The organism is Indioceanicola profundi (assembly GCF_003568845.1).
Classification (GTDB): Bacteria; Pseudomonadota; Alphaproteobacteria; order Azospirillales; family Azospirillaceae; genus Indioceanicola; species Indioceanicola profundi.
In genome coordinates this window covers 96,515-120,253 of the sequence record NZ_CP030126.1, presented here as the reverse complement: position 1 = coordinate 120,253, position 23,739 = coordinate 96,515, and the positions used below count along the sequence as shown (strand labels likewise).

Below are 23,739 nucleotides of genomic sequence, written 5' to 3'. Positions count from 1 at the left end.
GCTCCCCTCTACGGCGAACAAAGTATCATATGGAGATACGTTCGCCAACAACAAGGGAAACCGGTTCTCTTTCCCTACCGCACTGCCAGCACCACCATGGCCGCGGCCAGCAGAAGGATGACGGCCCAGATCGGGCGAAGCTGGGCTTCGGTGCGGACCTGCTGACGTTTGACCACCTCGTCGATGCTGGCCGGGTGGATGGGCAGGCCGCCATTGGCGACCATGCCGACCGTCCGCTCGGCATCGGCCAGCAGGTCGGGCAGCCGCACCATCACCTTGGTCAGGGCCGCCGTGGTCTCCGCCAGCCGCGCATCCGGCCCGCGGTTCTCGATCATCCACTGCTCGATCAAGGGGCGGGCCAGCTCCCACATGTTGATCTCGGGATTCAGGGCGCGGCCCACCCCTTCCGCCGTCAGCATGGATTTCTGGAGCAGCAGGAGCTGGGGCTGCGTCTCCATCTCGAACTGCTCGGTCACGGCGAAGAGCTGGGCCAGCAGGCGGCCCACCGAGATCTCATGCAGGGGCTTGTTGTGCACCGGCTCGCCGATGGCGCGGCAGGCCTGCATGAAGCGGTTCATGTCCTGGTTCGCGGGCACGAAGCCGGCATCGAAATGCACCTTGGCGACCAGCCGGTAATCCCGGTTCAGGAAGCCGATCAGCATGTCGGCCAGATACATGCGGGTCTGCCGGTCCAGCCGCCCCATGATGCCGAAATCCACGGCGACCAGATCGCCGTTGGCATCCACGAACATGTTGCCGGGGTGCAGGTCGGCGTGGAAGAAGCCGTCCCGGAACACTTGGTTGAAGAAGCTGTCCGCCGCCTTCTGCAGCACGGCATCCGGGTCGATGCCGGCGGCGCGGATATCGGCCACCCGGTCCACCTGGACGCCTTGCACCCTGGACAGCGTCAGGACCCGGCGGTTGGTGCGGTCCCAGTCGATGGCGGGCACATTGAAGGTGGGATCGTCGCGGAAATTCTCCGCCAGCTCCGACGCGGCCGACGCCTCCATGCGGAGGTCCATCTCCAGCGACACCGTGTCGGCGAAGGTGTCCACCACCTCCCGCGGCTTCAGCCGCTTCAGGCGCGGCTGGATGCGCAGGGCCAGATCGGCCAGCCAGTACATCAGGTCGATGTCCCGGCGGAACGCCACCTCGATGTTGGGCCGCAGCACCTTGACCGCGACCTGCCGGCCATCCGGCGTCTCGGCGAAATGCACCTGGGCGATGGAGGCGGCGGCCACGGCATGATCGTCGAAGGCGGTGAAAAGCTGCCCGATGGGCCGCTCCAGCTCCGACTCGATGATTGCGCGGGCCTTTGTGCCGGGAAAGGGCGGCAGCCGGTCGCGCAGTTCCGCCAGATCGGCGGCGATCTCGTCGCCCACCAGATCGGCGCGGGTGGACAGCGCCTGTCCCAGCTTGATGAAGCTGGGGCCCAGCTCCTGCAGCGCGTGGGCCAGCCGCTGGCCAGGCCTGCCCGTGGCATTGCGGTTGTTCAGAAGGCGCAGTACCCAGGCGATGCCGGGCGCTACGTCCCGGATTTCATCGGTCGCCAGCGCGCCGTGGCGGCCCAGCGTGCGGACGATGGTGAGCAGCCGCAGCAGGTTGCGAATGAATCGGATCATGGCCGGGCGCTCACACCCGCCAAGCGGAATGGATCGCCGCGATGCCGCCGGTCAGGTTCCGGTAGCGCGCGCGGGCGAGGCCCGCCGCCTCGATCCGCTGGCACAGCGCCTGCTGCTCGGGGAAGCGGCGGATGCTCTCCACCAGATACTGGTAGCTGTCCCGGTCCCCGGCCACGAGCTGGCCCAGCGTGGGAAGCAGGTTGAAGGAATAGGCGTCGTAGGCTTCGCGCATCAGCGGGATCACCACATGGCTGAACTCCAGGATGAACAGCCGTCCACCCGGTTTCAGCACACGCCGCGCCTCTTTCAGCGCCGCGTCGATGTCGGTGACGTTCCGAAGGCCGAAGGCGATGGTGTAGGCATCCACCGACCGGCTGCGGAAGGGCAGCTTCTCCGCATTGCCCACCGTCCACTCCACCCCGTGCAGATCACCGCGGTCCAGCGCCCGGTCGCGGCCCACCCGCACCATGCCCTCCGTCAGGTCGCAGACCATGACGCGGGCGGCGGGGGCGGCGCTGCGCAGGCGAAAGGCGATGTCGCCGGTGCCGCCGGCGACGTCCAGCAGGGTCTCCCCGTCCCGCGGGCGGACCATGGAGACGAAGCTGTCCTTCCAGAGCCGGTGGATGCCGGCGGACATGACGTCGTTCATCAGGTCGTATTTGGCGGCGACGTTGGTGAAGACGTCATGCACCAGATGCGACTTCTCGGCCGGGTCCACCTCCCGGAAGCCGAAATAGCGCCCCTCCTGCCCCGGAGGGGGCGGAGGGTGCGGGGCGGAGCCGCGGGCGGAATCGGCGGGGCGGGAGGAGCTGTCGTCGGTCATGGCGCGCACCCTAGCGCAGCGGCGGGGCCGGCGGAAGCGGCTGCGGCAATGCTGCCGGACGGGGGCGGATCACCCCTCCTCCGCAAGCTGCGCCGCCAGTCCCTCCCGGTAGGTCGGATAACGCAGAACGACGCCAAGCTCCTGTTTGATCCGGCTGTTCCGCACCCGCTTGCTCTCCCCATAGAAGCTGGCGGCCATGGGACTGAGTTCGGCCTGGTCGATGGGGATCAAAGGCGGCGGCTCCACCCCCAGCAGGCGGGCGGCATGGGCGGTGACCTCATGGCCAGGGGCCGGTTCGTCGTCGCAGACATTGTAGACGGCCCCCGGATTCGGCCGGGCCATGCTGGCCTCCAGCGTGGCGGCGATATCCTCCACATGGATGCGGCTGAAGACCTGCCCCGGTTTGTCGATCCGGCGCGCGGTGTCGGCGCGGACCGCGTCCAGGCTGCTGCGGCCGGGGCCGTAGATGCCGGGCAGGCGGAAGATGTGGACGGGCACGCCGCGCCCGCCATGCAGCTCCATCCAGCCCGATTCGGCTGCTGCCCGCGCCTTGCCCCGCGCCGTGATCGGCTGCACGGGGGAGCTTTCATCCACCCAGTCCCCGCCGGCATCGCCATAGACGCCGGTGGTGGAGAGATAGCCCGCCCAGCGCAGGCCGGCGATGCTGGCGATATCCGCCCCGTGCAGGTCCAGCACCGCATCCCCCTCCCCGTCCGGCGGAACGGAGGAGAGCAGGTGCGTGACGCCGGCCAGGGCCGCCGCGGGATTGTCCAGCGGCCGTCCGCGGCCGAACAGGAAGGGCTCCACCCCCGCGGCGCGCAGCGCTTCCAGCTTGTCCGGGCTGCGGGTGGTGCCGGCCACCTGCCAGCCCTGGGCCGTCAGACGGCGCGCCAGCGCCATGGCGCTGTAGCCCAGACCGAAGATGAAAAGCCTGCAAGGTTGCTTCGGCATGCGGAATCCCGCTGGACAGTTGGCATGGTTTCGGGACTCTAGGCGGCATGACGCACATGCTCAACCGTTCCGCCATGCTGGCCGCCCTGGCGCTTGCCCTCGGCCCGGCCGCCCTCGCCCCCCGTTCCGCCGACGCGGCCATCTTCGAGAGCCGGTCCGCCTGCCTGGAGAAGGTGGAGGAGGCGCCCGACTTCGCACTGGTGGACGCCCAGGCGTGGGAACGCCAGGGCGGCGGCATCGATGCCCGGCTCTGTCAGGCGCTGGCCCAGCTCACCCGCGGGGAATGGGATGCCGCCGGCACCGCCCTTGAGAAATCCATCGCGGAGCTGAAAGGCGAACCGCCGGAGGTGCTGGCCAATCTCTGGACCCGCGCCGGACTGGCCTGGAGCGAGGCCGGAAAGGCGGACAAGGCCGAGGCGGCCTATGCCAAGGCGATCAAGCTCCGTCCCCAGGACCCGCAGATGTTGATCGACCGCGCGCTGGCTCGCGCCGACCAGGAGCGCTGGTGGGAGGTGGTGGAGGATCTGGATGCCGCCATCGAACTCGCCCCGAAAAACCGCGAGGCCCTGCTGCTGCGCGCCGACGCCCAGGCCCGGCTGGCCCGCGGGCGGGAGGCGCTGATGGATGTGGATGCCGTGCTGGCGGAGGACGGGTCCAACCCCGACGCCCTGCTGCTGCGGGGCGAGCTGCTGGCCGACCGGGAGGATTATGCCGGCGCACGGTCCGACTGGCGGCGCGTGCTGGAAGCCGCGCCCGACAGCGGCGCCGCCGAACAGGCCCGCCGGAACCTGGAGGCGCTGGACGCCTTCGCAAAGGCCCAGGCACAGTAGAACGGCGGGGTTCGGGCGGCGGCCGATGCCGCCTTCCGCGGCGCCTTCCCGCTCCCCCTTCGACAAGCTCGGGGCGAGGGCCGGAACAAGGACGGCCCTGCCCTATGCCGCCTCTCCCCGCCGCGCCGGCTCCTTCACGGTCAGCAGCAGGAGCAGCCCCGCCGTGAACAGCACCAGTACGGTGGACATGCCGGCGCGCTGGCTGTCCCAATATGCCGTGGCGGCGCCGTAGGCGAAGGGTCCGATCATGCCCACCGCCCGGCCGGTGAGATTGTAGAGTCCGAACAGCTCCGTCTCCATTCCCGGCGGGGAGATGCGGACCACCATGGTGCGGGCGGCCGCCTGTGCCGGGCCGAAGAAGATTCCCAGCACCAGCCCGAACAGCAGCAGCCATTGCTGTTCCTGAGTCCAGTTCAGCGGCAGGGCCAGCATGGGGGCCCAGCTCCAGTAGGACGTTCCAACCAGCAGCAGGGCGGTGGCGGAGACCATCAGGCCCAGAATGCTGATGATCAAAGTTGGTTTCGCCCCGAACCGGTCGTCCACCCAGGCGAAGCCGACCGCCCCCGTTCCTGCGGCCACGTTCAGCATGATCGCGAACAGGATGATCTGGGCCGTGTCCATGCCGAACAGGCTGCCCGCCATGATGCCGCCGAAGGCGGTGATGGTGCTGATGCCGTCGCGCCAGAGGGCGCTGGCGATCAGGTAACGGACCGTGTTCCCGTAGCTGCGGACATGGCGGACGGTGTCGGCCAGGGCGGCCAGCCCCTCCCGCACGATCCGACCGGCGGGCTTGTCGACCGACGGCCGGTCGGGGGCCAGAAGGAACAGCGGTATGGCGAACAGCGCGTACCAGACGGCTACCAGCAAGGCCGTGGCCCGGACATGCTCAGCCTCCTCCTTGCCGATCAGCCCGAACAGGGGCGCGTCGGTCTGCACCAGCAGCACCAGGCAGAGGATCAGCGATCCCAGCCCGCCGAAATAGCCCAGCCCCCAGCCCCAACCGGAGACCCGGCCCGCATAGCCGGGCGGTGCGGCGACCGGCAGCAGGGCGTTGTAGAAGACGTAGGACAGCTCGAACGCGGTGGAGGCCACGGCCATGGCGAGCAGAGCCAGCGGGATATAGGCGGCGTCCGGCCGAACCCAGTAGAGCGCCGCCGTGGCCAGCACGCAGACCGTGGTCAGCACGGCCAGCCAGGGCTTGGCCCGCCCGCCCCTGTCGCCGATGGCGCCCACCACCGGCGAAAGGATGGCGACGATGATGCCGGATATGCCGAGGGCCATGCCCCACTGCTGCGTGCCCTGGGCCGGATCTCCGGCAACGGCGTCCGTGAAATAGCGGCTGAAGACAAAGGTGCCGATCACGGTATTGAAGGCCGACATGGCCCAGTCATAGAGGCACCAGCCCAGGATCGCCTTGCGCCGTCCCTTCAGCCCTTCCGTCCCAGCCTGCGCCACTGCCGTCACCCCTCCGCTTCCGATGCGACGCGAAGGTGGCATGCCCCCGCTCGGTCCACAAGCGACGCTCCCATGACAGAACGCCCCGGCGCAGCGGCCGGGGCGTTCGTCACGATCCGGTTCGGGGCCGGCATCCTCACTCGGCCGGCATGTCGGCCGCGCGGTGGCTGGCGTCCATTTCCTGCAAGCGGCGGCGGATGGCGCCGACCGGCTGCATGTTGCGGGCGAACATACCGTAGAGCACCGGCGTCACGAACAGCGAGAGCAGCGTGCCGGCGGTGACCCCGCCCACGATGACCCAGCCGATGGCGGAGCGTGATTCCGCACCCGCGCCATGGGCCAGGGCCAGCGGCATGGCGCCGAATACGGTGGCGATGCTGGTCATCAGGATCGGCCGCAGGCGCAGGCGCGATGCCTCCACCGTGGCCTCGAAGATCTCCATCCCCTCCTCGTCGCGGAGCTGGTTGGCGAACTCCACGATCAGGATGGCGTTCTTCGCGATCAGCCCGATCAGCATGATCAGGCCGATCTGGGTATAGATGTTCAGGGACATGCCGGTGGCGATGATCGCCATGACGCCGCCGAACACGGCCGGCGGCACCGCCAGCAGGATCATGATGGGCAGCCGGAAATTCTCGAACTGGGCCGCCAGGACCAGGAAGGCCACCAGCAGCGCCATGCCGAAGGCGAAGAAGATGCTGGCCGACGCCTCCTGCTGCTGCTTGGCCGCCCCCTCGTAGGAGAAGCGGGCCTCGGGCGGCAGAACGGACATGACCGTACGCTCCACCGCCGCCATCGCCTCCGACATGGAGGTGCCGTCGGCGAGGTTGGCGGTCAGGGTGATGGCGCGCATCCGGTCATAGCGGTTCAGCTCGGTCGGCGCCGCCACGTCCACCACGTTGATGATGTTGGCCAGCGGGATCAGCTCATCCGACTTGGAGCCGCGGATGTAGATGTTGGACAGGTCGCGCGGGTTGGCGCGGTTCGCCTCGCCCGCCCGCAGCATGACGTCGTACTCCTCGCCCCGGTCCACATAGCGGGTGACCTGGCGTCCGCCCATCATGGTTTCCAGTGTGGCGCCGATCTCGTCGATGGCGATGCCGAGGTCGGAGGCGCGCTCCCGGTCGACCTGGATGCGGAGCTGCGGCTTGGTCTCGTCGTAATCGGCCTCCCAGCCGACCAGACCGGGATAGTCGCGCATGGCCTCGATCAGGCCGTCGCGCCACTCCGCCAGCTCCTCGTAGGTGTTGCCGCCCAGCACGACCTGGAGCTGGTTGGACCCGCCCCCGCCGCCACGGCCCAGGCCCGAGGGGATGATGGGCATGATCCGGGCGCCGGGGATCGACATCAGGGCCCCGCGGATCTCCGCCACGATCTCCTGCACCGGCTTGCGGTTCTCCCTCTCCGCCCAGGTGGGCGTGCGGACAACGATGCGGGCGCTGTTCACGGCGGAAGCGCCGCCCCAGCCGGGGGCCAGGACGGACAGCACGAAGTTGACGTCGCCATTCTCCAGATAGGGCTTCAGGACGCGCTCCACCTCCGCCATCTCGCGCACGGTGAAGGCCTGGCTGGAGCCTTCGGGCGTGGTCAGGGCGATCATGAAGACGCCGCGGTCCTCCGTGGGGGCGAGTTCGCTGGGCAGGCCCTGGAAGCTGACCCAGGTGATGCCGACCACACCGGCGAAGGCCGCAAGGATCACCAGCGGCGCGCCCATGGCCCAGCGCAGCAGCCGGGCATAGCCGTTGGACATCCCCTCGAACACCGTTTCCGTCACCCGGAAGAACCGGCTGTTGTGGTTCGGCACGGTCAACAGCTTGGAGCTGAGCATCGGCGACAGGGTCAGCGCCACGATGGAGGAGAAGGCGATGGAGGCGGCGAGCGCGATGGCGAATTCCCGCAGCAGGCGGCCCTGCGTTCCCTCGAGCATGGAAAGCGGCAGGATCACCGCCACCAGCACCAGCGTGGTGGCGATGACGGCGAAGCCGATCTGCCGGGCGCCGCGATAGGCTGCGAGCAGCGGCGGCTCCCCCTCCTCGATCCGGCGGGAGATGTTCTCGACGACGATGATGGCGTCGTCCACCACCAGCCCCACCGCCAGCACGAAGGCCAGCAGCGTCAGCACGTTGATGGAGAAGCCCAGCACCCAGAGCACGCCGAAGGTGGCCACGAGCGACACCGGGATCGCGACCACGGGGATCAGCGTGGCGCGCAGCGTGCGCAGGAACACCCAGACCACGATGATCACCAGCAGCACCGCCACGGCGATGGCGTGGAACACCTCGTAGATGGACTGGCTGATGAAGACCGATTCGTCGTGCCGCACCTCCATGACCATGCCGGCCGGAAGGTTGCGCTTCAGCTCCTCCACCTTGGCGCGGACGGCCTGGGCCACATCCACCGTGTTGGCGGTGGACTGGCGGATGATGCCGATGCCCACGGCGGCGGAGCCGTTCACCTGGAAATCGCCGCGGTCGTCGCGCGGGCCGACCTCCACCTTGGCCACGTCGCCCAGCCGCACCAGATTGGCGCCCTCCTGGCGCAGCACGATGCGGTTGAACTGGTCCGGGGTGGACAGGCGGGTATCGGTGCGGACGGTGAATTCACGGGCCGAGGATTCGATGCGGCCGGCCGGCAGCTCCGCGTTCTCCCGCCGGATGGCGCTTTCCACGTCCTGGACGGTGACGCCGCGCGCGGCCAGGGCGTTTCGGTCCAGCCAGACGCGCATGGAGAACTCGCGCTGGCCGGAGATGCGGATGCGCGCCACGCCGGAGATGGTGCCCAGCGTATCCTCGTAATAGCGCTTCACGAAGTCGGTCAGCTCCAGCCGGTTCATGCGGTCGCTGGTCAGCACGATCCACATGATGGGCTGGCTGTCGGCGTCCACCTTGGAGATTTCCGGTGGGTCCGCCTCTTCAGGCAGGTTGTCGATGACGCGGCTGACCCGGTCGCGGATATCGTTCGCGGCGCTGTCCACGTCGCGGCTGATATCGAACTCGATGGAGACGTTGGACGACCCCTCGCTGGAGCCGGAGCGGATGGTCTTGATGCCCTCGATGCCGTTGACCACAGACTCGATGCGTTCGGTGATCTCGCGGTCCACCACCTCGGCGCTGGCGCCGGGATAGGAGGTCTCCACCGAGACGATCGGATAGTCGATCTGCGGCAGCTCGCGCACCGGCAGCCGCTCGTAGCCCAGCACGCCGAAGACGACGAGCAGGGCGCTGAGCACGAAGGCCATGACGGGCCGCTGGATGGAAAGGTCGGACAGGACCATGGCTGCACTCTCGCGGGGCTGTGCCCTCGCCTCTCCGGGCGGGCGGCTGGCCCGCGGCGGAGGACGCGGCGGAAAATCGAACCTTCATTCATGTCCGGCGGGCGGAAGCCCGGCCGGTCACGTCTCCGTATCGGGGCGAAGGGCCGTCTGCGGCTGCTCCACCTCGGCCTTGACCGGCAGCCCCTCGCGCACCTTCTGGGTGCCGCGGGTCACCACCAGATCGCCGGCGGACAGGCCGGAGGCAATCTCCACCCGGCCGCCCATGCGCGCCCCGATCTGGACCAAACGGCGCTCCACCTTGCTGTCCACGATGGTGAAGACGAACTGGCGATCCCCGATGGGCACCAGCGCCTCCTCCGGGATCAGGACCACGTTGCTGCGGTTCTGCAACTGCAGCCCCACGGTCATGAACATGCCGGGCTTCAGGCGCGTGTCCGGATTGGGCAGGTCGGCCAGCACCGCGATGGTCCGGGTGACCGGATCGACGCGGGTGTTGACCGCGCTCACGATGCCCAGGAACTCCTCCCCCGGCCAGACCGGCGTGGTGGCGGCGATGGGCATGCCCTGGGCCAGACTGCGCAGCGCCGTTTCCGGCACGATGAATTCCAGCTTCAGCACGCTGATGTCGTCCAGCGTGGTGACGGCGTCGGCCGGTTGCAGCAGGGCGCCGGGGCTGACTTGGCGCAGGCCGGCGACGCCGGCGAAGGGCGCGCGGATGGTCAGGTCCTGCAACCGGGCACGGGCGGCGTTGACCCGCGCCTCCGCGGCCTGGAGATTGATGCGCAGATCGTCCACCCGCGCCTGGGCCACGGCCTGCCGGCCCAGCAGCGCGATGGAGCGTTCCAGCTCCTGCGCCACGGTGCGGCGCTCCGCCTCCGCCACGGCCAGCTCGGCCTGGGCCTCGGTGGCGTCCAGCTCGACCAGGATGGCGCCGGCCGCCACATGCTGCCCTTCCTGGAATCCGATGGAGCGGACGATCCCCGACAGCTTGGAGGTGACGGTGACCGCCTCGTTCGCACGGAGCGTGCCGACCGCATCGAAGGTGACCTCGATGCTGCCGAGTGTGGCCGGAGCCGCCACCACGCTGACCGGCGGCGCCGCCACGCCGCCCTGAACCGCCTCCTGGTCCTGCCCGCCGGCCGTCATGTACCAGGCGCCTGCACCGGCTGCGGCCAGGATTGCGACGATTCCGATCTGAGCTGCAAGCCGCATGGAATGCTCTTTCACCGTATCCGGCCGCACCGGCAGGGCGACCCAACCTCTGAAACTCGGCTGAAGATGCCAAAGGCAACTATATTACGCGAGAAAGTTTTAACCCACCTGAATTTTGGCTCTGGTGATGTTTCCCGCGCACGATTGAGGACCACTAACCCGCCGTTCCTTGCAGGGCCACGTCGGTTTTGTAACGGAAGGGTTACAGTTTCCCGTACCTCGGAAAATGTGAAGGCGCCGGCCTTTCGCCGACGCCTTCGGTACTCCTTGTCCGCCAAGGAGGGCAGCCCGGTTTCCCGGCCTGCCCACGCCCTGAACGTCAGTCCGGCCAGCAGCCGCCGCAGCCCGGACCCGGAATGGCCTGATCGGCCGCACCGAAATTGGCCTGGGCGCCGGCAGCGCCGACACCGGCGACGAGCAGGGCAGCGAGGGCGAACATCTTGAACTTCTTCATGCTTATCTCCCATCGTGACGCATTCGCCGGCTCAACGCACTTCCGGATGGTCGGACGCGCCGGCGACACACGCAGAACGGATATGAGCAAGCAATGTGCCAACTATGGGAAGTCAGGAAAACGGGGCGTTAACGAAGGATTCTGTCCACTCGAAGGTGTTAATATTTCCTTGTTGTCGGCAAAAAATTTCCCCTGACCCTGCAGAATATGCCGCTCACGGCGAAGTCCGCTGCACCTCCTCGATGGCGCGGTTCAACCGCTCGATCACCTGATCCGGGACCGAAAGGCTGCACATGATGCGCCCCGCGTCGGCTTCCGGCAGGTCGGCGAACTGCAGTTCGCGCAGATCGTCTGTCGAGAAGCTCACATTCCCCCTGTCCGCCGGGATCGCCGTCATGTCGGCTACCAGATAATCGATGCGGCCGGCGCGCAGGAGGCGCAGCAGATCCAGCGGCGACCCGCGAACGGCCAGGGTGTTCCCCTTGCGCTGGGCAAGGATATCGTCCAGCTCCGGCCCCATCGTGGCGCCCAGCATATGACCAAGGACCAGCGACTGGTCCCGCAGAAGGTCGGACGCGCTTGCAAAAGCCTCCACCTGGCTGCCCCGTCGGGTCAGGACACGCCACCGGGGCGGCGGAAACAGCGGGGCCGAGAACTTGAATTTGCCCTCGCGCTGCTCCGTCAGGCGCGCATTGGGGTGGCATGCCTCGACGCCGGTTTCCAGCTCCGCCAGGATGCGTGCCCGTGGAACCGGCCCCTTCCAGACAAGGCTGACGCCAGCCTCACCCGCGACGCGGGAAATCCATTCGACCAGCGGCCCGCTGGCCTCCCCTTCACGCTCCCCCGGCTGGATGAACGGATTCATGTCCGGATACATGATCACCAGCGTCCGTGCTTCTTCCGCACCCGCTGCTCTCAGGGGAGTAAAAACCAGGATCGCCGCAGCGATACCGGCTTTCAATGCATGAAAAGACATGATTTCGTTCGAAAGTCGCTAAAAGGGGTCACACTTGACACTACCTCCTTTAGTATGACCCGCACAACAGCCCTGTATTGATTAATTGAATATGCGTTGAGAGGTACTTTTTCGACCCTGAATACTCGGACGTGCAGCAAAAAAGAAAAAGCGCCCCAGCCAAGGGCGGGGCGCTTCAATTACAGATATACTACTTCGATATAAAAGCGTTTTACGCAGCCACCAGCGCAGGCTGGACAGCTCCGGTCCGCTCGATCAGGAACGGCGCGCGCACGCCGCCGGAGAAGTGCTCCGCGGTTTCCAGCGCACGACGCACACGCTCGCCGGCCGGCAGGTCGCGGGTGCTGTAGAGGGAGCCGAGCGCGTAGGACGCGCCGCAACCGATGGCGTGATAGCCCCGATTGAACTCGCTGACCTGATAATCATCCTGGATCGAGAAAAGCCGCCCCTCGGCCCCCACCAGGAAGAACCCGCCGGTCTCGACGTCGTTGCTGCGGTGGGCGAAGCCGCCCTCGCGCAGGCAGATCCGCACGGCCTCGACGAAGTCGCAGACCATGTAATGGAAAAGGTCCTGCTCCGGTCGGCGCGGCGGGGGCGCCAGACGGAACCGCAGCAGTTGCCCCATGCGGAAGGAGCTGGTGAAGCCGATGAGGAAATTGCCGTTGTGGAAGACCTTGGGGTCGGCACGCAGGCTGATGTCCAGCCCGGCTACGCCGGCGCTGTCCCCGCCCATCCAAACCTCGTTCCCGTCAACCAGTCCCACGATGCAGGTCATTGCGCTGATCCCTTGATGCACGACCGAACCATGGGGCGAGTTTGACCCGGTATGGTTAACGATTCGTTCTACGATCGCGGGACCTTATTCCGGGCTGGGCGCGGTCAGAACCGGCCGGAGACCTCGGACAGGAAAATGCGGTCCAGGCCGGGATAGCGGGAGGGCATCTCCCGCTCGATCCGGTCGAGGAGCCACTTGCGGGCTGCGGGACCGTTCGCTTCCGCATAGATCAGGAACCAGGCGGCATAGGTCCGGGCACGAAGCTGCTGGCTTTCCCCTTCCGCCAGGCGCGGCATGACCCAATAGGATTTCTGACCATCGCCTCGCAGGCCGACGAAGGGCAGCCGGTCCAGCGGCACCGCGGCGGCATGGCGCGTGGCGACCGGATCGCCGGGGCGGTCCTGGACGCCGGCCCTGCCCTCCACGGAAAGCGCACCGTCAAACGCCATGATGTTTACGGACCGTTAATAATGCTGCGGAATCAGGAACATAGCCTGATTACACCAGTATACAGCGCACGATCCGCCGGGCAACATGCATGAATATCAGCGCATGGGCCAGAATATGGCGATCAGGGGCAGCGCCACGGCGATGACCGTCAGCGACAGCGGCAAGCCCAGCCGCCAGTAATCCCCGAACCGATATCCCGCCGGCCCCATGACCAGCGTGTTCGACTGGTGGCCGATGGGCGTCAGAAAGTCGCAGGAGGCGCCAATGGCGACGGCCATCAGGAATGCGTCCGGCGACAATCCCAGATTCTGGGCCAGCCCGCCTCCGATCGGCGCCATGACAAGCACCGTGGCGGCATTGTTCAGCACCGGCGTGATCAGCATGGTCGCGACCAGGATCAGGGCCAGGGCGGCGATGGGCGGCAGCCCTGTCGTCGCCTGCGCCAGCAGCCCGGCGATCAGATCCGTGGCCCCGGTGGTCCGCAGCGCCTCGCTGACCGGGATCAGTGCGCCCAGCAGAACGATGACCGGCCAGTCGACGCTGCTATAGGCATCCTTCAGCGGCAGCGCCCCGGCCATCAGCAGGACGAGCACCGCGCCCAGGAAGGCGATGCTGACCGGAACAATGTTCAATGCCGAGGCCAGCACCGCCACGCCCATGGCCAGGGCCGGCAGCCAGAGCCAGCGCGGACGGCCCAGGCGCAGGTTCCGTTCCGCCAGCGGCAGGCAGCCCAGCTCCCCCAGCGTGTCGGGCATGGCGGCAAGGCGGCCCTGCAGCACCAGCACGTCGCCGGGGCGCAGCCGCACGCTCTTCAGCCGGGTGATGGCCCGTCGGTCATGCCGTCCGATGGCCAGCAGGTTCAGCCCGAAGCGGCGGCGCAGCCCCAGCTCCGCGGGGCTGGTGCCGACCAGCGGGGAGGAGGTGGTGACCACTGCCTCCACCACCCCGTAGCCATCGCCGGAGGGATCGTGCGGCGCTTCGGCCCCGCCCACCAGCTCCACCTTGGCCGCATCCACCACCTGCTTGACCGCCAGGGGGTCGCCTTCGAGCAGCAGGATGTCATCGGCCTGCAGCATGGAATGGCCGTGCGGGACATAGCGGCGGTAATTCTCCCGGAAAATGGCGGCCACCGTCACGTCGCCGCCGCCCAGCGCCTCCAGGGAACCGATGTTCCGGCCGACATAGGGAGAGGTCGGCGGCACACGCACCTCGGTGGTGTAATCCTCGACCCGGAACTTGTCCTCGCCGGCGCGCTCCCCCCGCCGGTTGATGGGGATCAGCCGCCAGCCGAAGCCGATCACCACCACGCCGGCCAGCGCAACGCCGAGACCGACCGGCGTGAAGTCGAACATGGTGAACCCCTCCCCCACCATGTCGTGGCGGATGGCGGAGATCAGGATGTTCGGCGGCGTGCCGATCAGGGTCACCAGCCCGCCCAGCAGCGAGGCGAAGGCCAACGGCATCAGCAGGGCCGCCGGCGGCCGGCCGGTGCGCTGGGCGACACGGAGCGCCACCGGCAACATGATGGCCAGCGCGCCCACATTGTTCATGAAGGCCGAGAGCGCTGCGACCATGAAACTCAGGGAGATGACCTGGACATCCGGCTGTTTCAGCTTCGGCAGGATCGGCCGCAGGATCACGTCCAGCAGGCCGGAGCTGCGGATCGCGCCGCTGAGGACCAGCACGGCTGCGACGGTGACCACGGCGGGATCGGCGAAGCCCTGGAATGCGTCCCTGGCCGGCACCACGCCGGTGATGACGGACACGAACAGGGCGATGAGCGCCACCACGTCGTAGCGCCAGCGATCCCACACGAACAGGACAAGGGTGCCGAGCAGGATGGCGAAGATGATGAGCTGGTCGGCAGCCGGCAGGTACTGGGCGAGAGTCATGGCCGGCGGTTCCTCCGCCGCGCCTCCGGACCCGGCCATGCCGGCGCCGGACCTGTATGTCGCCCTGTCTTCGACACGTTCAACCTTGATCCTGTCGGACTCGATCCTCTTGGGACCGGCCCGTCACGGGCCGGCGTTTCACCGCGGCGGGCCGGCGCGAACGCCAGCAGAGGATGGGGATGCCGCGCCCTTCCATCCTGTCATTGCAGGCGCAGGCCGCCCAAGGTCAAGCGCACTGTGCAATCGCGGCGGCGCGGCATGACTGGAAAACCGCGGAACGGAAGCAGGGAGACTGGAACGATGCAGGGCATGAGCCGCCGCTCCGTACTGACCTTGTCGCTGGCCCTACCGGCGCTGGCGGCCGGCCTGCGGCCCGCGGCGGCACAGGCGGACAGCCCGTCCGGCTATCTCCGCCAGTTCGCCTCCTACCGGGAGGAGGTGCGGACCTCCGCCGACTATCTCCCGGATGTGGAGGCCGGCATCCTGGCGGAGACCAACGCCCATCGAGAGGAGGCCGGCGTCCCGATCTTGGAGCCCGACGAGCAGCTGGCCTGGGTGGCCCGCTTCTATACCCACCGCCTGGTCGATGTCGGCCGCATCCGCCACGAGGATGAGGCCGGGCGGACCCCGGACCAGCGCATCGCCATCCTGCACCGCCGCCAGATCGGACCGAATGGCGAGAATCTGTTCCAGACCAACCTGTTCCGCCGGTCGGAGCCTAAACGCGCCGCCGTGCTGAGCGTGGACAGCCTGATGGACAGCCCGGGCCACCGGAAGAACATACTGAACGAGGGCTGGACCCATGGCGGCATGGGCGCGGTCACCGACGGGACAATGCTTTATGTCGTCCAGCTTTTCGTCCGGCGGACAGCCCTGCTTGCGGAGGATGCGCCCATGCGCCTTGAGCCCGGCCGGCCGCTGCCCACGGCCGCGACGCGCTTCGAAATCGGATCGGCGGAGCTGGCGGCGCTGATCCCCATGGGACGGAACCCCGACGGCCCCGATCTCGGCCCTCTGGCGCGGCTTTCCGCGCCGAAGACTCCCGGCCCTTACCGGCTATGGTATGCCATGCGGCGCAGCACCGAGGGGCGGCGAATCGATTACGACGTCAATCCCGGCCCGATCGTCGAGGTGGGTGGCTGAGTCGCTGTCCGCTCAATGCCCGTGACCGTGTGCCCGCGCCTTGCCCGCTTCCGACTGGATGAAGCGGCGACCGCAGTAGGAGCAGTCCACGCGGCCCTCCTTGCCCATGGTCAGGTAGATCAGCGGGTGGCCCAGCGCACCGCCGCCGCCATCGCATCCAACCTGATCCTCGTCGACAATGATGGTCTCAACCGGCTGCATGCTCGTCGGCCCGTTCAAAAAGGGAGGCGCCCCGCCATCTGGGCGGGGTCGGATTCGGGGCGCATCATACTGCACTGCCCGCGGCGATCAACCCGCACGCTTGCGTGCTCCGCCGGCCCGATCCGGCCCGCGCGCATAAAAGTTTCACACAGCCGTGCTACCCCGAATTCGCAGAGACCGCGTCCGGTCCTGTGGCGGGAGCGGCATGCGTCCGCCGGGTCTGATCGGGGATGCATGGCCGTGCCGTTGCGACAGGAGCTGGTCAATGCGCGCCGGGCCTTCCTCGCCCGGCTGAGCGAGGACAAGGCCGCGGTGATCGGCGTGGCGGAGACGCTGCTGCGGAGCAGCGGCATGCTGACGTCCGCCCGCCGGACCGGGGACCGAATCCCTCCCTTCGTCCTGGAAGGGGTCGCCGGCGAGGTGGATTTCGGCCGGCTCCTCGCCCGCGGGCCGGCAGTGGTCACATTCATCCAGGGCGGCTGGTCACCCTTCTGCCGGCTGGAGCTGACGGCATGGCAGCGGATGATGCCCTATGCCAGGGCGCTGCGGATTCCCGTCCTGGCGGTCAGCCCGCAGACTGTGGCGGAGAACCTCCGGACCCGCACCAAGCTGAACCTGTCCTTCGACCTGCTGCACGATGCCGGGAACAGCGTGGCAGCCGCCTGGGGGCTGTCCTACAGCCTGCCGCCCATGCTGCGTCACATCTACCGCCAGCTCGGCGTGGACCTGGAGCGGATCAACGGCGACAGGAACTGGTCCCTTCCCGTTCCGGCCACCTATGTACTGGATTCCGGCGGGCGCGTGGCCGCGTCCTTCGCCGATCTGGACGTCTCCCACAGGATGGAGCCGATCGACGCGCTGATGGCCGCCTCGAGCCTGCTGACCGAGGCAGCGGACGAGCTGGTCTCCGCATAGGCGGCTCCGCTCCGCGCATGGCCGGGTTGGCGGCCGGCACTGTTGACGGGGCCCGGAATTGACCCGATATGCGGCAGGGTGTTACCCACGGCAGGCGCGCCGGCGACTCCGGTTGCCGGAGCCGCCGGCGCCCAGATACCAGGACCAGCAGCATGCCCGACAGTCTCAGCGCACCCGCCGCCAGCGCCGACGCCGCTTCCCTTCCGGTCAATGCGATCGAGGTCAGCGATCTGCGCAAGACCTACAAGGCCGCCGGCGGCGCGCCCCCGAAGGAGGCGCTGAAGGGAATCAGCCTGAACATTCCGCGCGGCAGCCTGTACGGGCTGCTGGGACCCAACGGGGCGGGCAAGAGCACCTTCATCAACATCCTGGCCGGGCTGGTGAACAAGAGCAGCGGCACGGCGAAGATCTGGGGCATCGACATCGAGCGGCATTCCCGCAGCGCCCGCGCCGCCATCGGCGTGGTGCCGCAGGAGCTGAACCTCGATCCCTTCTTCACCCCGCGGGAGCTGCTGGACCTCCAGGCCGGCCTCTACGGCGTGCCGAAGGCGGAGCGGCAGACGGAACGGCTGCTGGAGGCGGTGGGGCTGAAGGACAAGGCCAACGCCTATGCCCGCACCCTGTCGGGCGGCATGCGCCGCCGGCTGATGGTGGCCAAGGCCATGGTTCACGCCCCGCCGGTGCTGGTGCTGGACGAGCCGACGGCCGGCGTGGATGTGGAACTGCGGCAGAGCCTGTGGGCGCATGTGCGGGAGCTGAACAAGGCCGGCACCACCGTGGTGCTGACCACCCACTATCTGGAAGAGGCGCAGGAACTCTGCGACACCATCGCCATCGTCAACCACGGCACCGTGGTGGCCTGCGATGCCAAGGATAACCTGCTGAAACGGCTGGACCGCAAGGAGCTGGTGGTCACGCTGGACCGTGACCTGGAGACGATTCCATCCGCCCTGTCCAGGCTGGATGCGGAGCTGCGGAGCCCGCGGCATCTGGTGATCCGCTACCAGCCCAGCCGCACCAAGGTCGGCGACGTGCTGGGTCCCCTGACCGGGGCCGGCCTCGGCATCATCGACCTGTCCACGGTCGAGTCCGACCTGGAGGATCTGTTCCTCCAACTCACCCGCGCGCCCCAGCCGGCACGGGATGATGAGTATCGCTGACCGGCGCGGCAGGGGACGGAAGCTCCGCCGCGCGGCGGCGATCCTGACCGGCGCCGTGCTGCTGGCCGCCGCCACGCTGGGCGGCTGCGCCCCGGCCCTTCAGCCCATGGGCGACCGGGTGGCCCAGCCCGCGGTGGCCGCGGACGGGTTCCGCACCGCGGACGGGCTGGTCCTGCCGCTGCGGTCCTGGCTGCCCGAAGGGCGACCGCGGGCGGCGATTCTGGGCCTGCACGGCTTCAACGACTATTCCAACACCTTCACCGAGGCCGGGGCGTACTGGGCGCGGCACGGCGTCGCCACCTATGCCTTCGACCAGCGCGGCTTCGGGGCTACGCCGAACCGTGGCATCTGGCCGGGCATGGACACCATGCATGCCGACCTGTTCGATGCCGCGGCCGCGATCCGGGAACGGCATCCCGGCGTGCCGGTCTTCCTGCTGGGACACAGCATGGGCGGGGCCGTGGTGATGACGGCGCTGGCGGAGCACGGGCTGCCGCCCGGTGTGGAGGGGGCGATCCTGGCCGCGCCCGCGGTCTGGAGCCGGGACACCATGCCCTTCTATCAGCGCGCGGCGCTGACCGTGGGCAGTTGGACCGTTCCTTGGCTGGAGATGACGCCGCCCAAGGGCGTGCGCCGCTATGCCTCCGACAATATCGAGATGCTGCGCGCCATGGGCCGCGACCCGCAGGTGATAAAGGCCACCCGCGTGGACGCCGTCTGGGGCCTGACCAACCTGATGGACGAGGCCATGGAGGCCGTGCCGAAGGTCGCGGGGCCGGTGCTGGTGCTGTATGGCGACAATGAGGACATCCTGCCGGCGGAGCCGGTGAACCGGGCGCTGTCCAGCTTCCGCACCGATGCTGCCGGGCCGGACGTGGCGGTCTATCCGCAGGGCTGGCACATGCTGCTGCGCGACCTGAATGCGGAGGTCGTCTGGCGGGACGTGCTGTCCTGGATCGGGGACCGCGACGCGCCGCTGCCCAGCGGAGCCGACAAGCGGCCCCGACGGATACCGGTGCGGGAGGGGCGCCCGCCCCTCCCGCAGCAGACGGCCGGCGCCGAGCCCCCGGCCGCGGCCGGATCAGTGACGCCGGTTGGCAGCATAGTAGGCGGCGGCGCCGATGGGAACGGCCAGGGCCAGTAGCCCGCCGAGCCCGATGCTGCCGGCATGCCGCTTCAGCCCGGCCTTCTTCTTCGCACGGCTGCGCTTCATCCAGCCGCCGGACGTCCCCGTGCCGAATGGGTCCGGCCGGCCCAGCGTGCCATTGTCCCGCCCGTGCGCCGCTTCCTTGAACTGCTTGTCCTGGGTCATGCGGCCCATGAAGCGCTCCAGCCGCCCGCCGGCCACCGCCATGCCCAGTTCCAGCAGCCGGGCGGAGACGCCGACGCCGACCTCCCGTTGCGGCTTGAAGGCCAGGGACAGGATGGCGTCAGCCACCTTCTCCGCTTCCACCATGCCGGGGAGCGCCTGGATTTCGCGGCCGGAGTAGTTGCCGGCATGCTGCCAGAACGGGGTGTCGACGGGGCCGGGCAGGACGGCGCAGAGATAGATGTCCTCGAACCCGTCCTGATCCACCTCCTGGCGGACGGCCTCGATGAAGCCCATGACCGCGTGCTTGGCCGCGACATAGGGCGACTGGTAGGGCGACGGCACCCGCCCGACGACGGAGGCGGTGGTGATGATCGTGCCCTGCCCGCGCTCCTTGAAATGGGGCAGCACGGCGCGGATGCCGTTCACCACGCCGTAGAAGGTAATGTCCATGACGGCATGGAACGCCTCCTGCGGGATCTCCTCGAACTTGCCGAAGGCGGATGCGCCGGCATTGTTCACCCAGATGTCGATACCGTCGAAGGCGTCTATGGCGCGGGCGGCCAGCCGCTGCATCTGTGCGGGGTCGCGCACATCCGTGGGAATGACCATGGCCCGGCCGCCGGCATTATGAACTTCGGTCGCCACCTCGTGCAGCGCCTGCTCCCGCCGGGCAGCAAGCACCACGGTGGCGCCCTCCCGCGCGAATGAGATGGCGGTTGCGCGGCCGATGCCGCTCGACGCGCCGGTGATCACCACGGTTTTCCCGCTCAGTCGCTGGGCCATGCGGTCCTCCAGATTCGTTCGTTTTCCGTGCCGCACAACAGACAGGACGCGTTTTGGTCGCGGCAGGACCCGGCCATGATCGACGCGCACAATCTTGTGTGTTGGAAATACCAACAATTTGATGCATCGTCCCGCCGACCCGAGCCCAGCTGGAGCGTCCGGCCCGTGATCCCGGTATCGTTCGACATAACGCTGTTCATCGTCGCCGTCCTGGGCGCGGTGGTGGCGGTCGGAATGGCGCTTGCGCGGCAGGTTCTGACCCACGCCCAGCGGACACGCATCGCGGCGGCGCAGGCCCGCAACGCCCAGCTTCGCAGGCAGCAGGATCAACTCACCGACCAGTTCCGCCGCCTTCAGGACCGCGCCCGCGATGCGGAGGTGGAGGTGAAGTCCATGCACACCCAGATCATGGAGGCACAGCGGCGCATCAGAGCGGCGAAAGCCGACAGCTATTTGGTGGTACATGAACTGGGGGACCCGGGCGGGCACCGCCGCCTGTTCACGAGTGCCCTGGGGCTGGGGCCGATGCTGACCGTCAACCGGGTTGCCGTCACGGACGGGCCGTTGCGCGGCGCGCGCCACCATCTGGAGGTCTGGGCCGAAACCGCTCCACAGGCGGCGGAGCTGGCCCGCCGCGCCTTTCCGTCTGAGAGCGGTTTCCAGCTTTCCGGGCTCGATCCCGCGTCCGGCCAGCAGGCGGCGCCTGCCCCGGCCCGGCCGCAAGGCCGGTCCAAGCCCCTGTCCCGCGCCGCGGCGGAATAGGGCGGACGCGCCTTCATGCTGGTGAACATCGCCTTTCTGCTGATCTTCCTGGGCTGCCTCGCCTATCTGGCCGTGGGGCTGCGCCGGATGGAGTCGGATATGGCCGGAAGCCGCCGCGAGGCGGAGCGGCTGGACCGGCAGCGAGGGGAGCTGAATGGGGGCATCGGCACCCTGCTGGACATGATCGGCCAGGAGGAGACGAAGCTTGCTGCGATCCTGCTGGAACGCGACCGGCTGGCCGACCAGAAGGAGGAGGCGGAGGTGCAGTTGCAGACCGCCCTGGACGTGCCGAAGCAGCGCCTGTTCGTCTTCGATAAATCCACCCTCATCCACGGCCGGCTGTGGGAGGTTACGGTTGCCAATCCGGACCTCACCTCCACGGCCGGCGGCGGCTCGCCGACTGCGCAGGAATGGGCCATGGGCCGCATCTGCCTGGTCGGCAGCGCCACGGAGCGCGACGCCCGCCATCGCGCGGAATCGCGGTTTCCTTCCTCCCAGGGCTATCGCATCATCAAGGTCGAGCGGTTCCGCCGTAGCTGATGTTGATAACCCCGACCGCGTGTTCCGGCCCTGCCGGGGCATTGCCAAGACTCGGGCGTGCCATCATCTGACAGGCACCCGCCCGCCGCACCGGCCCGGACAAAGGGGAGGAGCCGCCATGACCGACGCCATCATCGAGTTCCCCGTCCAGGACGTGCGGAACCGGGTCGGCAGCCCCGACCAGAAGCTGGCCGGCATCCTGGCGGCCCAGCGCAAGGCCTATCTGGAGCAAGGCCCCCTGACGGCGGAGCGGCGCGCCGCGGCGCTGGACGGGCTGGCCAAGGCGCTGCTGAAGTACCAGGAGCCGCTGGTGGAGGCGGTGCGCCAGGATTTCGGCCACCGTTCCGCCCACGAAACGAAGCTGGCCGACATCTTCCCGGTCCTGGCCGGCATCCGCCACGCCCGCCGCAATTTCCGCGGCTGGATGAAGCCGAAGCGCCGGCCGGTGGACATCGCCTTCTGGCCGGGCAAGGCCAGGGTGCATTACCAGCCGCTGGGCGTGGTCGGCATCATCAGCCCCTGGAACTACCCGGTCCAGCTCACCCTGGCGCCGCTGGTGGCCGCCATCGCGGCGGGCAACCGGGCCATGATCAAGCCGTCCGAATTCACCCCGCGCACCGGCGACCTGATCCAGCGTCTGCTGGCGGAGGTGTTCGACGCCACCGAAGTATCCGTGGTGGAGGGCGGGCCGGAGGTGGCGCAGGCCTTTTCCCGCTTGAAGTTCGATCACCTGCTCTTCACCGGCTCGACCGCCGTGGGCCGGATCGTGATGCGGGCGGCGGCGGAAAATCTGGTGCCAGTGACGCTGGAGCTGGGCGGCAAGTCCCCTACCATCGTCGCTCCCGACTATCCGGTGGAGAAGGCGGCGGAGACCATCGCGGCGGGCAAGCTGTTCAATGCCGGCCAGACCTGCATCGCCCCGGACTATGTGCTGGTGCCGCGGGACAAGGAGAAGGCGTTCACCACCGCCTTCCAGGCCGCCGTCGCCAAGCTCTATCCCAGCCTTGGCCACAACCCCGACTACTCGTCCATCATCAATGACCGCCACCACCGCCGGCTTGCGGCGCTGGTGGAGGATGCGCGCCAACGCGGCGCGAGGATCATGGAGATCAACCCGGCCAGGGAAGTCCTGGACCCCGCCCGGCGCAAAATGGCCCCCGCCTTGATCGCCGAGGTGCCGGACACGGCGGAGGTGATGCAGGAGGAGATCTTCGGCCCCCTGCTTCCCATCGTGCCCTATGCGTCGCTGGAGGACGCCTACGCCTATATCAACGACCGCCCTCGCCCCCTGGCGCTGTATCTGTTCAGCGAGGACAGGTCGGTGGTGGACAGGACGCTGGAGCGGACGCTGTCCGGCGGCGTCACGCTGAACGACACCCTGCTACATTGCGTGCAGGAGGAGTTGCCCTTCGGCGGGGTGGGCGACAGCGGCATCGGAGCCTATCACGGGGAGGCGGGATTCCGCACCTTCAGCCACGCCCGCGGCGTGTTCAGCCAGCCCCGCCTGAACGGCAGCTTCATGACCCGCCCGCCCTTCGGCGGGCGGATCGACCGGCTGCTGAAGATGCTGCTGCGCTGAGCTATTCCAGGCCCAGCGCCTCGGAAGCGGCCCGCTGCTCGGCCCCCATCTTCTCGAACCGGGCCTGGTGCTTGGTCAGCACGGCGATGTTCTCCTTGGTCACGGCCGGGATTTCCATCTCCCCGCCCATCTGGCTGACCGCCATGTACATCCCGGCCTCGATCATCGCCATCATGGAGGTCCAGAAGGCCTCCGGCGCGCAGCCCTTGCGGGACATGGTGCGGGCGGCGGTGGGGGCGAGTTCCTCCATCCGGGCGGTGGCTTCCTGCACCGTCAGGGTGTTGCCGTTCTCATCGCCGTCCTCGTCCTCCTCCTCCTCGTCATCCTTGCCGAAGGCGGCCAGCTCGGCCTTCAGCTTGGCGTCGGATTTGGCATCGGTCATCACGGCCATCATGGCGGTGTGGCAGGTTTCCGCCGTCTCCAGGGACAGGCGGTAATTCTCGGGCACGCCGAAGTCGCTGGCGGAAGCCGGGGCGGCGGACAGGAAGGCCAGCCCGATCAGGGCGGCGGCGGAGGCGGAGCGCATGTTCATCACCGGAAAGGTTCGAGGACTGGCCGGCACTTTACATAAATGGCACTCGCAACCAAGGAATAAACACAGTCCCTATCCAAAATACCGCAAGTGAAACG

At 68.3% G+C, this 23,739-nt stretch carries 22 protein-coding genes; 8 read left to right on the top strand and 14 right to left on the bottom strand.

Annotated features, from left to right (window positions below):
• Window positions 1-74: 74 nt before the first annotated feature.
• The 3 genes from ubiB to DOL89_RS00550 all read right to left on the bottom strand — a co-directional run bounded on the left by ubiB (window position 75) and on the right by DOL89_RS00550 (window position 3,396).
• Complete coding sequence (gene ubiB, locus DOL89_RS00560) at window positions 75-1,622, bottom strand: 2-polyprenylphenol 6-hydroxylase (protein ID WP_119677398.1); 1,548 nt, start codon at window positions 1,620-1,622, stop codon at window positions 75-77.
• 10 nt (window positions 1,623-1,632) lie between these two features.
• Window positions 1,633-2,445 carry a bifunctional demethylmenaquinone methyltransferase/2-methoxy-6-polyprenyl-1,4-benzoquinol methylase UbiE gene (gene ubiE / locus DOL89_RS00555; protein ID WP_119677397.1) on the bottom strand — a complete coding sequence of 271 codons (813 nt, stop codon included), beginning with the start codon at window positions 2,443-2,445 and terminating at the stop codon, window positions 1,633-1,635.
• 69 nt (window positions 2,446-2,514) lie between these two features.
• On the bottom strand, window positions 2,515-3,396 hold the full coding sequence (locus tag DOL89_RS00550; RefSeq protein ID WP_119677396.1) for an SDR family oxidoreductase: 882 nt from the start codon (window positions 3,394-3,396) through the stop codon (window positions 2,515-2,517).
• A gap of 47 nt (window positions 3,397-3,443) precedes the next feature.
• On the opposite strand from DOL89_RS00550, the gene DOL89_RS00545 reads away from it, so the two are divergent.
• Window positions 3,444-4,226 (top strand): tetratricopeptide repeat protein, encoded by a 783-nt coding sequence (locus tag DOL89_RS00545; protein ID WP_119677395.1) that lies wholly within the window; start codon window positions 3,444-3,446, stop codon window positions 4,224-4,226.
• Window positions 4,227-4,328: 102 nt separating this feature from the next.
• Here the strand turns inward: DOL89_RS00545 and DOL89_RS00540 are convergent, their stop codons facing one another.
• The 8 genes from DOL89_RS00540 to DOL89_RS00510 all read right to left on the bottom strand — a co-directional run bounded on the left by DOL89_RS00540 (window position 4,329) and on the right by DOL89_RS00510 (window position 14,714).
• Complete coding sequence (locus tag DOL89_RS00540) at window positions 4,329-5,723, bottom strand: MFS transporter (protein WP_119677394.1); 1,395 nt, start codon at window positions 5,721-5,723, stop codon at window positions 4,329-4,331.
• Between the two features lie 94 nt (window positions 5,724-5,817).
• Window positions 5,818-8,955: an efflux RND transporter permease subunit gene (locus tag DOL89_RS00535; RefSeq protein ID WP_119677393.1), complete on the bottom strand. Its 3,138-nt coding sequence runs from the start codon at window positions 8,953-8,955 to the stop codon at window positions 5,818-5,820.
• Window positions 8,956-9,072: 117 nt separating this feature from the next.
• Window positions 9,073-10,167 (bottom strand): efflux RND transporter periplasmic adaptor subunit, encoded by a 1,095-nt coding sequence (locus DOL89_RS00530; protein WP_119677392.1) that lies wholly within the window; start codon window positions 10,165-10,167, stop codon window positions 9,073-9,075.
• 319 nt (window positions 10,168-10,486) lie between these two features.
• Window positions 10,487-10,621, bottom strand: coding sequence for a hypothetical protein (locus DOL89_RS25800; protein ID WP_263973573.1), 135 nt, complete (start codon window positions 10,619-10,621; stop codon window positions 10,487-10,489).
• Between the two features lie 214 nt (window positions 10,622-10,835).
• The gene (locus DOL89_RS00525; RefSeq protein WP_162937251.1) at window positions 10,836-11,504 is read right to left on the bottom strand and encodes a substrate-binding periplasmic protein; all 669 of its coding nucleotides are present in this window, start codon (window positions 11,502-11,504) and stop codon (window positions 10,836-10,838) included.
• A gap of 304 nt (window positions 11,505-11,808) precedes the next feature.
• The gene (locus DOL89_RS00520; RefSeq protein ID WP_119677390.1) at window positions 11,809-12,372 is read right to left on the bottom strand and encodes a hypothetical protein; all 564 of its coding nucleotides are present in this window, start codon (window positions 12,370-12,372) and stop codon (window positions 11,809-11,811) included.
• 104 nt (window positions 12,373-12,476) lie between these two features.
• Window positions 12,477-12,821, bottom strand: coding sequence for a hypothetical protein (locus tag DOL89_RS00515; RefSeq protein ID WP_119677389.1), 345 nt, complete (start codon window positions 12,819-12,821; stop codon window positions 12,477-12,479).
• Window positions 12,822-12,917: 96 nt separating this feature from the next.
• On the bottom strand, window positions 12,918-14,714 hold the full coding sequence (locus DOL89_RS00510) for an SLC13 family permease (RefSeq protein ID WP_162937250.1): 1,797 nt from the start codon (window positions 14,712-14,714) through the stop codon (window positions 12,918-12,920).
• 300 nt (window positions 14,715-15,014) lie between these two features.
• Between DOL89_RS00510 and DOL89_RS00505 the strand changes: the two genes are divergently transcribed.
• Window positions 15,015-15,857 (top strand): CAP domain-containing protein, encoded by an 843-nt coding sequence (locus DOL89_RS00505; protein WP_162937249.1) that lies wholly within the window; start codon window positions 15,015-15,017, stop codon window positions 15,855-15,857.
• Window positions 15,858-15,869: 12 nt separating this feature from the next.
• On the opposite strand, the gene DOL89_RS00500 is transcribed toward DOL89_RS00505, so the two are convergent.
• Entirely contained in the window at window positions 15,870-16,058 is a 189-nt protein-coding gene (locus tag DOL89_RS00500; RefSeq protein ID WP_119677387.1) for a zinc-finger domain-containing protein, read from the bottom strand.
• A gap of 240 nt (window positions 16,059-16,298) precedes the next feature.
• Here DOL89_RS00500 and DOL89_RS00495 point away from each other — a divergent pair, with 240 nt between their 5' ends.
• The 3 genes from DOL89_RS00495 to DOL89_RS00485 all read left to right on the top strand — a co-directional run bounded on the left by DOL89_RS00495 (window position 16,299) and on the right by DOL89_RS00485 (window position 19,277).
• Window positions 16,299-16,973: a peroxiredoxin-like family protein gene (locus DOL89_RS00495; protein WP_162937248.1), complete on the top strand. Its 675-nt coding sequence runs from the start codon at window positions 16,299-16,301 to the stop codon at window positions 16,971-16,973.
• A 152-nt stretch (window positions 16,974-17,125) separates the two neighbouring features.
• Window positions 17,126-18,133 (top strand): ABC transporter ATP-binding protein, encoded by a 1,008-nt coding sequence (locus DOL89_RS00490; protein WP_119677385.1) that lies wholly within the window; start codon window positions 17,126-17,128, stop codon window positions 18,131-18,133.
• On the top strand, window positions 18,117-19,277 hold the full coding sequence (locus DOL89_RS00485; RefSeq protein WP_225889838.1) for an alpha/beta hydrolase: 1,161 nt from the start codon (window positions 18,117-18,119) through the stop codon (window positions 19,275-19,277). Before DOL89_RS00490 ends, DOL89_RS00485 begins: the two co-directional genes overlap by 17 nt.
• Here the strand turns inward: DOL89_RS00485 and DOL89_RS00480 are convergent.
• Entirely contained in the window at window positions 19,215-20,228 is a 1,014-nt protein-coding gene (locus tag DOL89_RS00480; RefSeq protein WP_119677383.1) for an SDR family oxidoreductase, read from the bottom strand. The genes DOL89_RS00485 and DOL89_RS00480 overlap by 63 nt on opposite strands.
• A 165-nt stretch (window positions 20,229-20,393) precedes the next feature.
• Here DOL89_RS00480 and DOL89_RS00475 point away from each other — a divergent pair, with 165 nt between their 5' ends.
• The 3 genes from DOL89_RS00475 to DOL89_RS00465 all read left to right on the top strand — a co-directional run bounded on the left by DOL89_RS00475 (window position 20,394) and on the right by DOL89_RS00465 (window position 23,109).
• Window positions 20,394-20,990: a hypothetical protein gene (locus DOL89_RS00475; protein ID WP_119677382.1), complete on the top strand. Its 597-nt coding sequence runs from the start codon at window positions 20,394-20,396 to the stop codon at window positions 20,988-20,990.
• A 15-nt stretch (window positions 20,991-21,005) separates the two neighbouring features.
• Window positions 21,006-21,530: a hypothetical protein gene (locus DOL89_RS00470; RefSeq protein ID WP_119677381.1), complete on the top strand. Its 525-nt coding sequence runs from the start codon at window positions 21,006-21,008 to the stop codon at window positions 21,528-21,530.
• Between the two features lie 118 nt (window positions 21,531-21,648).
• Window positions 21,649-23,109, top strand: coding sequence for a coniferyl aldehyde dehydrogenase (locus tag DOL89_RS00465; RefSeq protein ID WP_119677380.1), 1,461 nt, complete (start codon window positions 21,649-21,651; stop codon window positions 23,107-23,109).
• 1 nt (window position 23,110) lies between these two features.
• Here the strand turns inward: DOL89_RS00465 and DOL89_RS00460 are convergent, their stop codons facing one another.
• Window positions 23,111-23,635 carry a hypothetical protein gene (locus DOL89_RS00460; RefSeq protein ID WP_162937247.1) on the bottom strand — a complete coding sequence of 175 codons (525 nt, stop codon included), beginning with the start codon at window positions 23,633-23,635 and terminating at the stop codon, window positions 23,111-23,113.
• Window positions 23,636-23,739 lie beyond the last annotated feature (104 nt).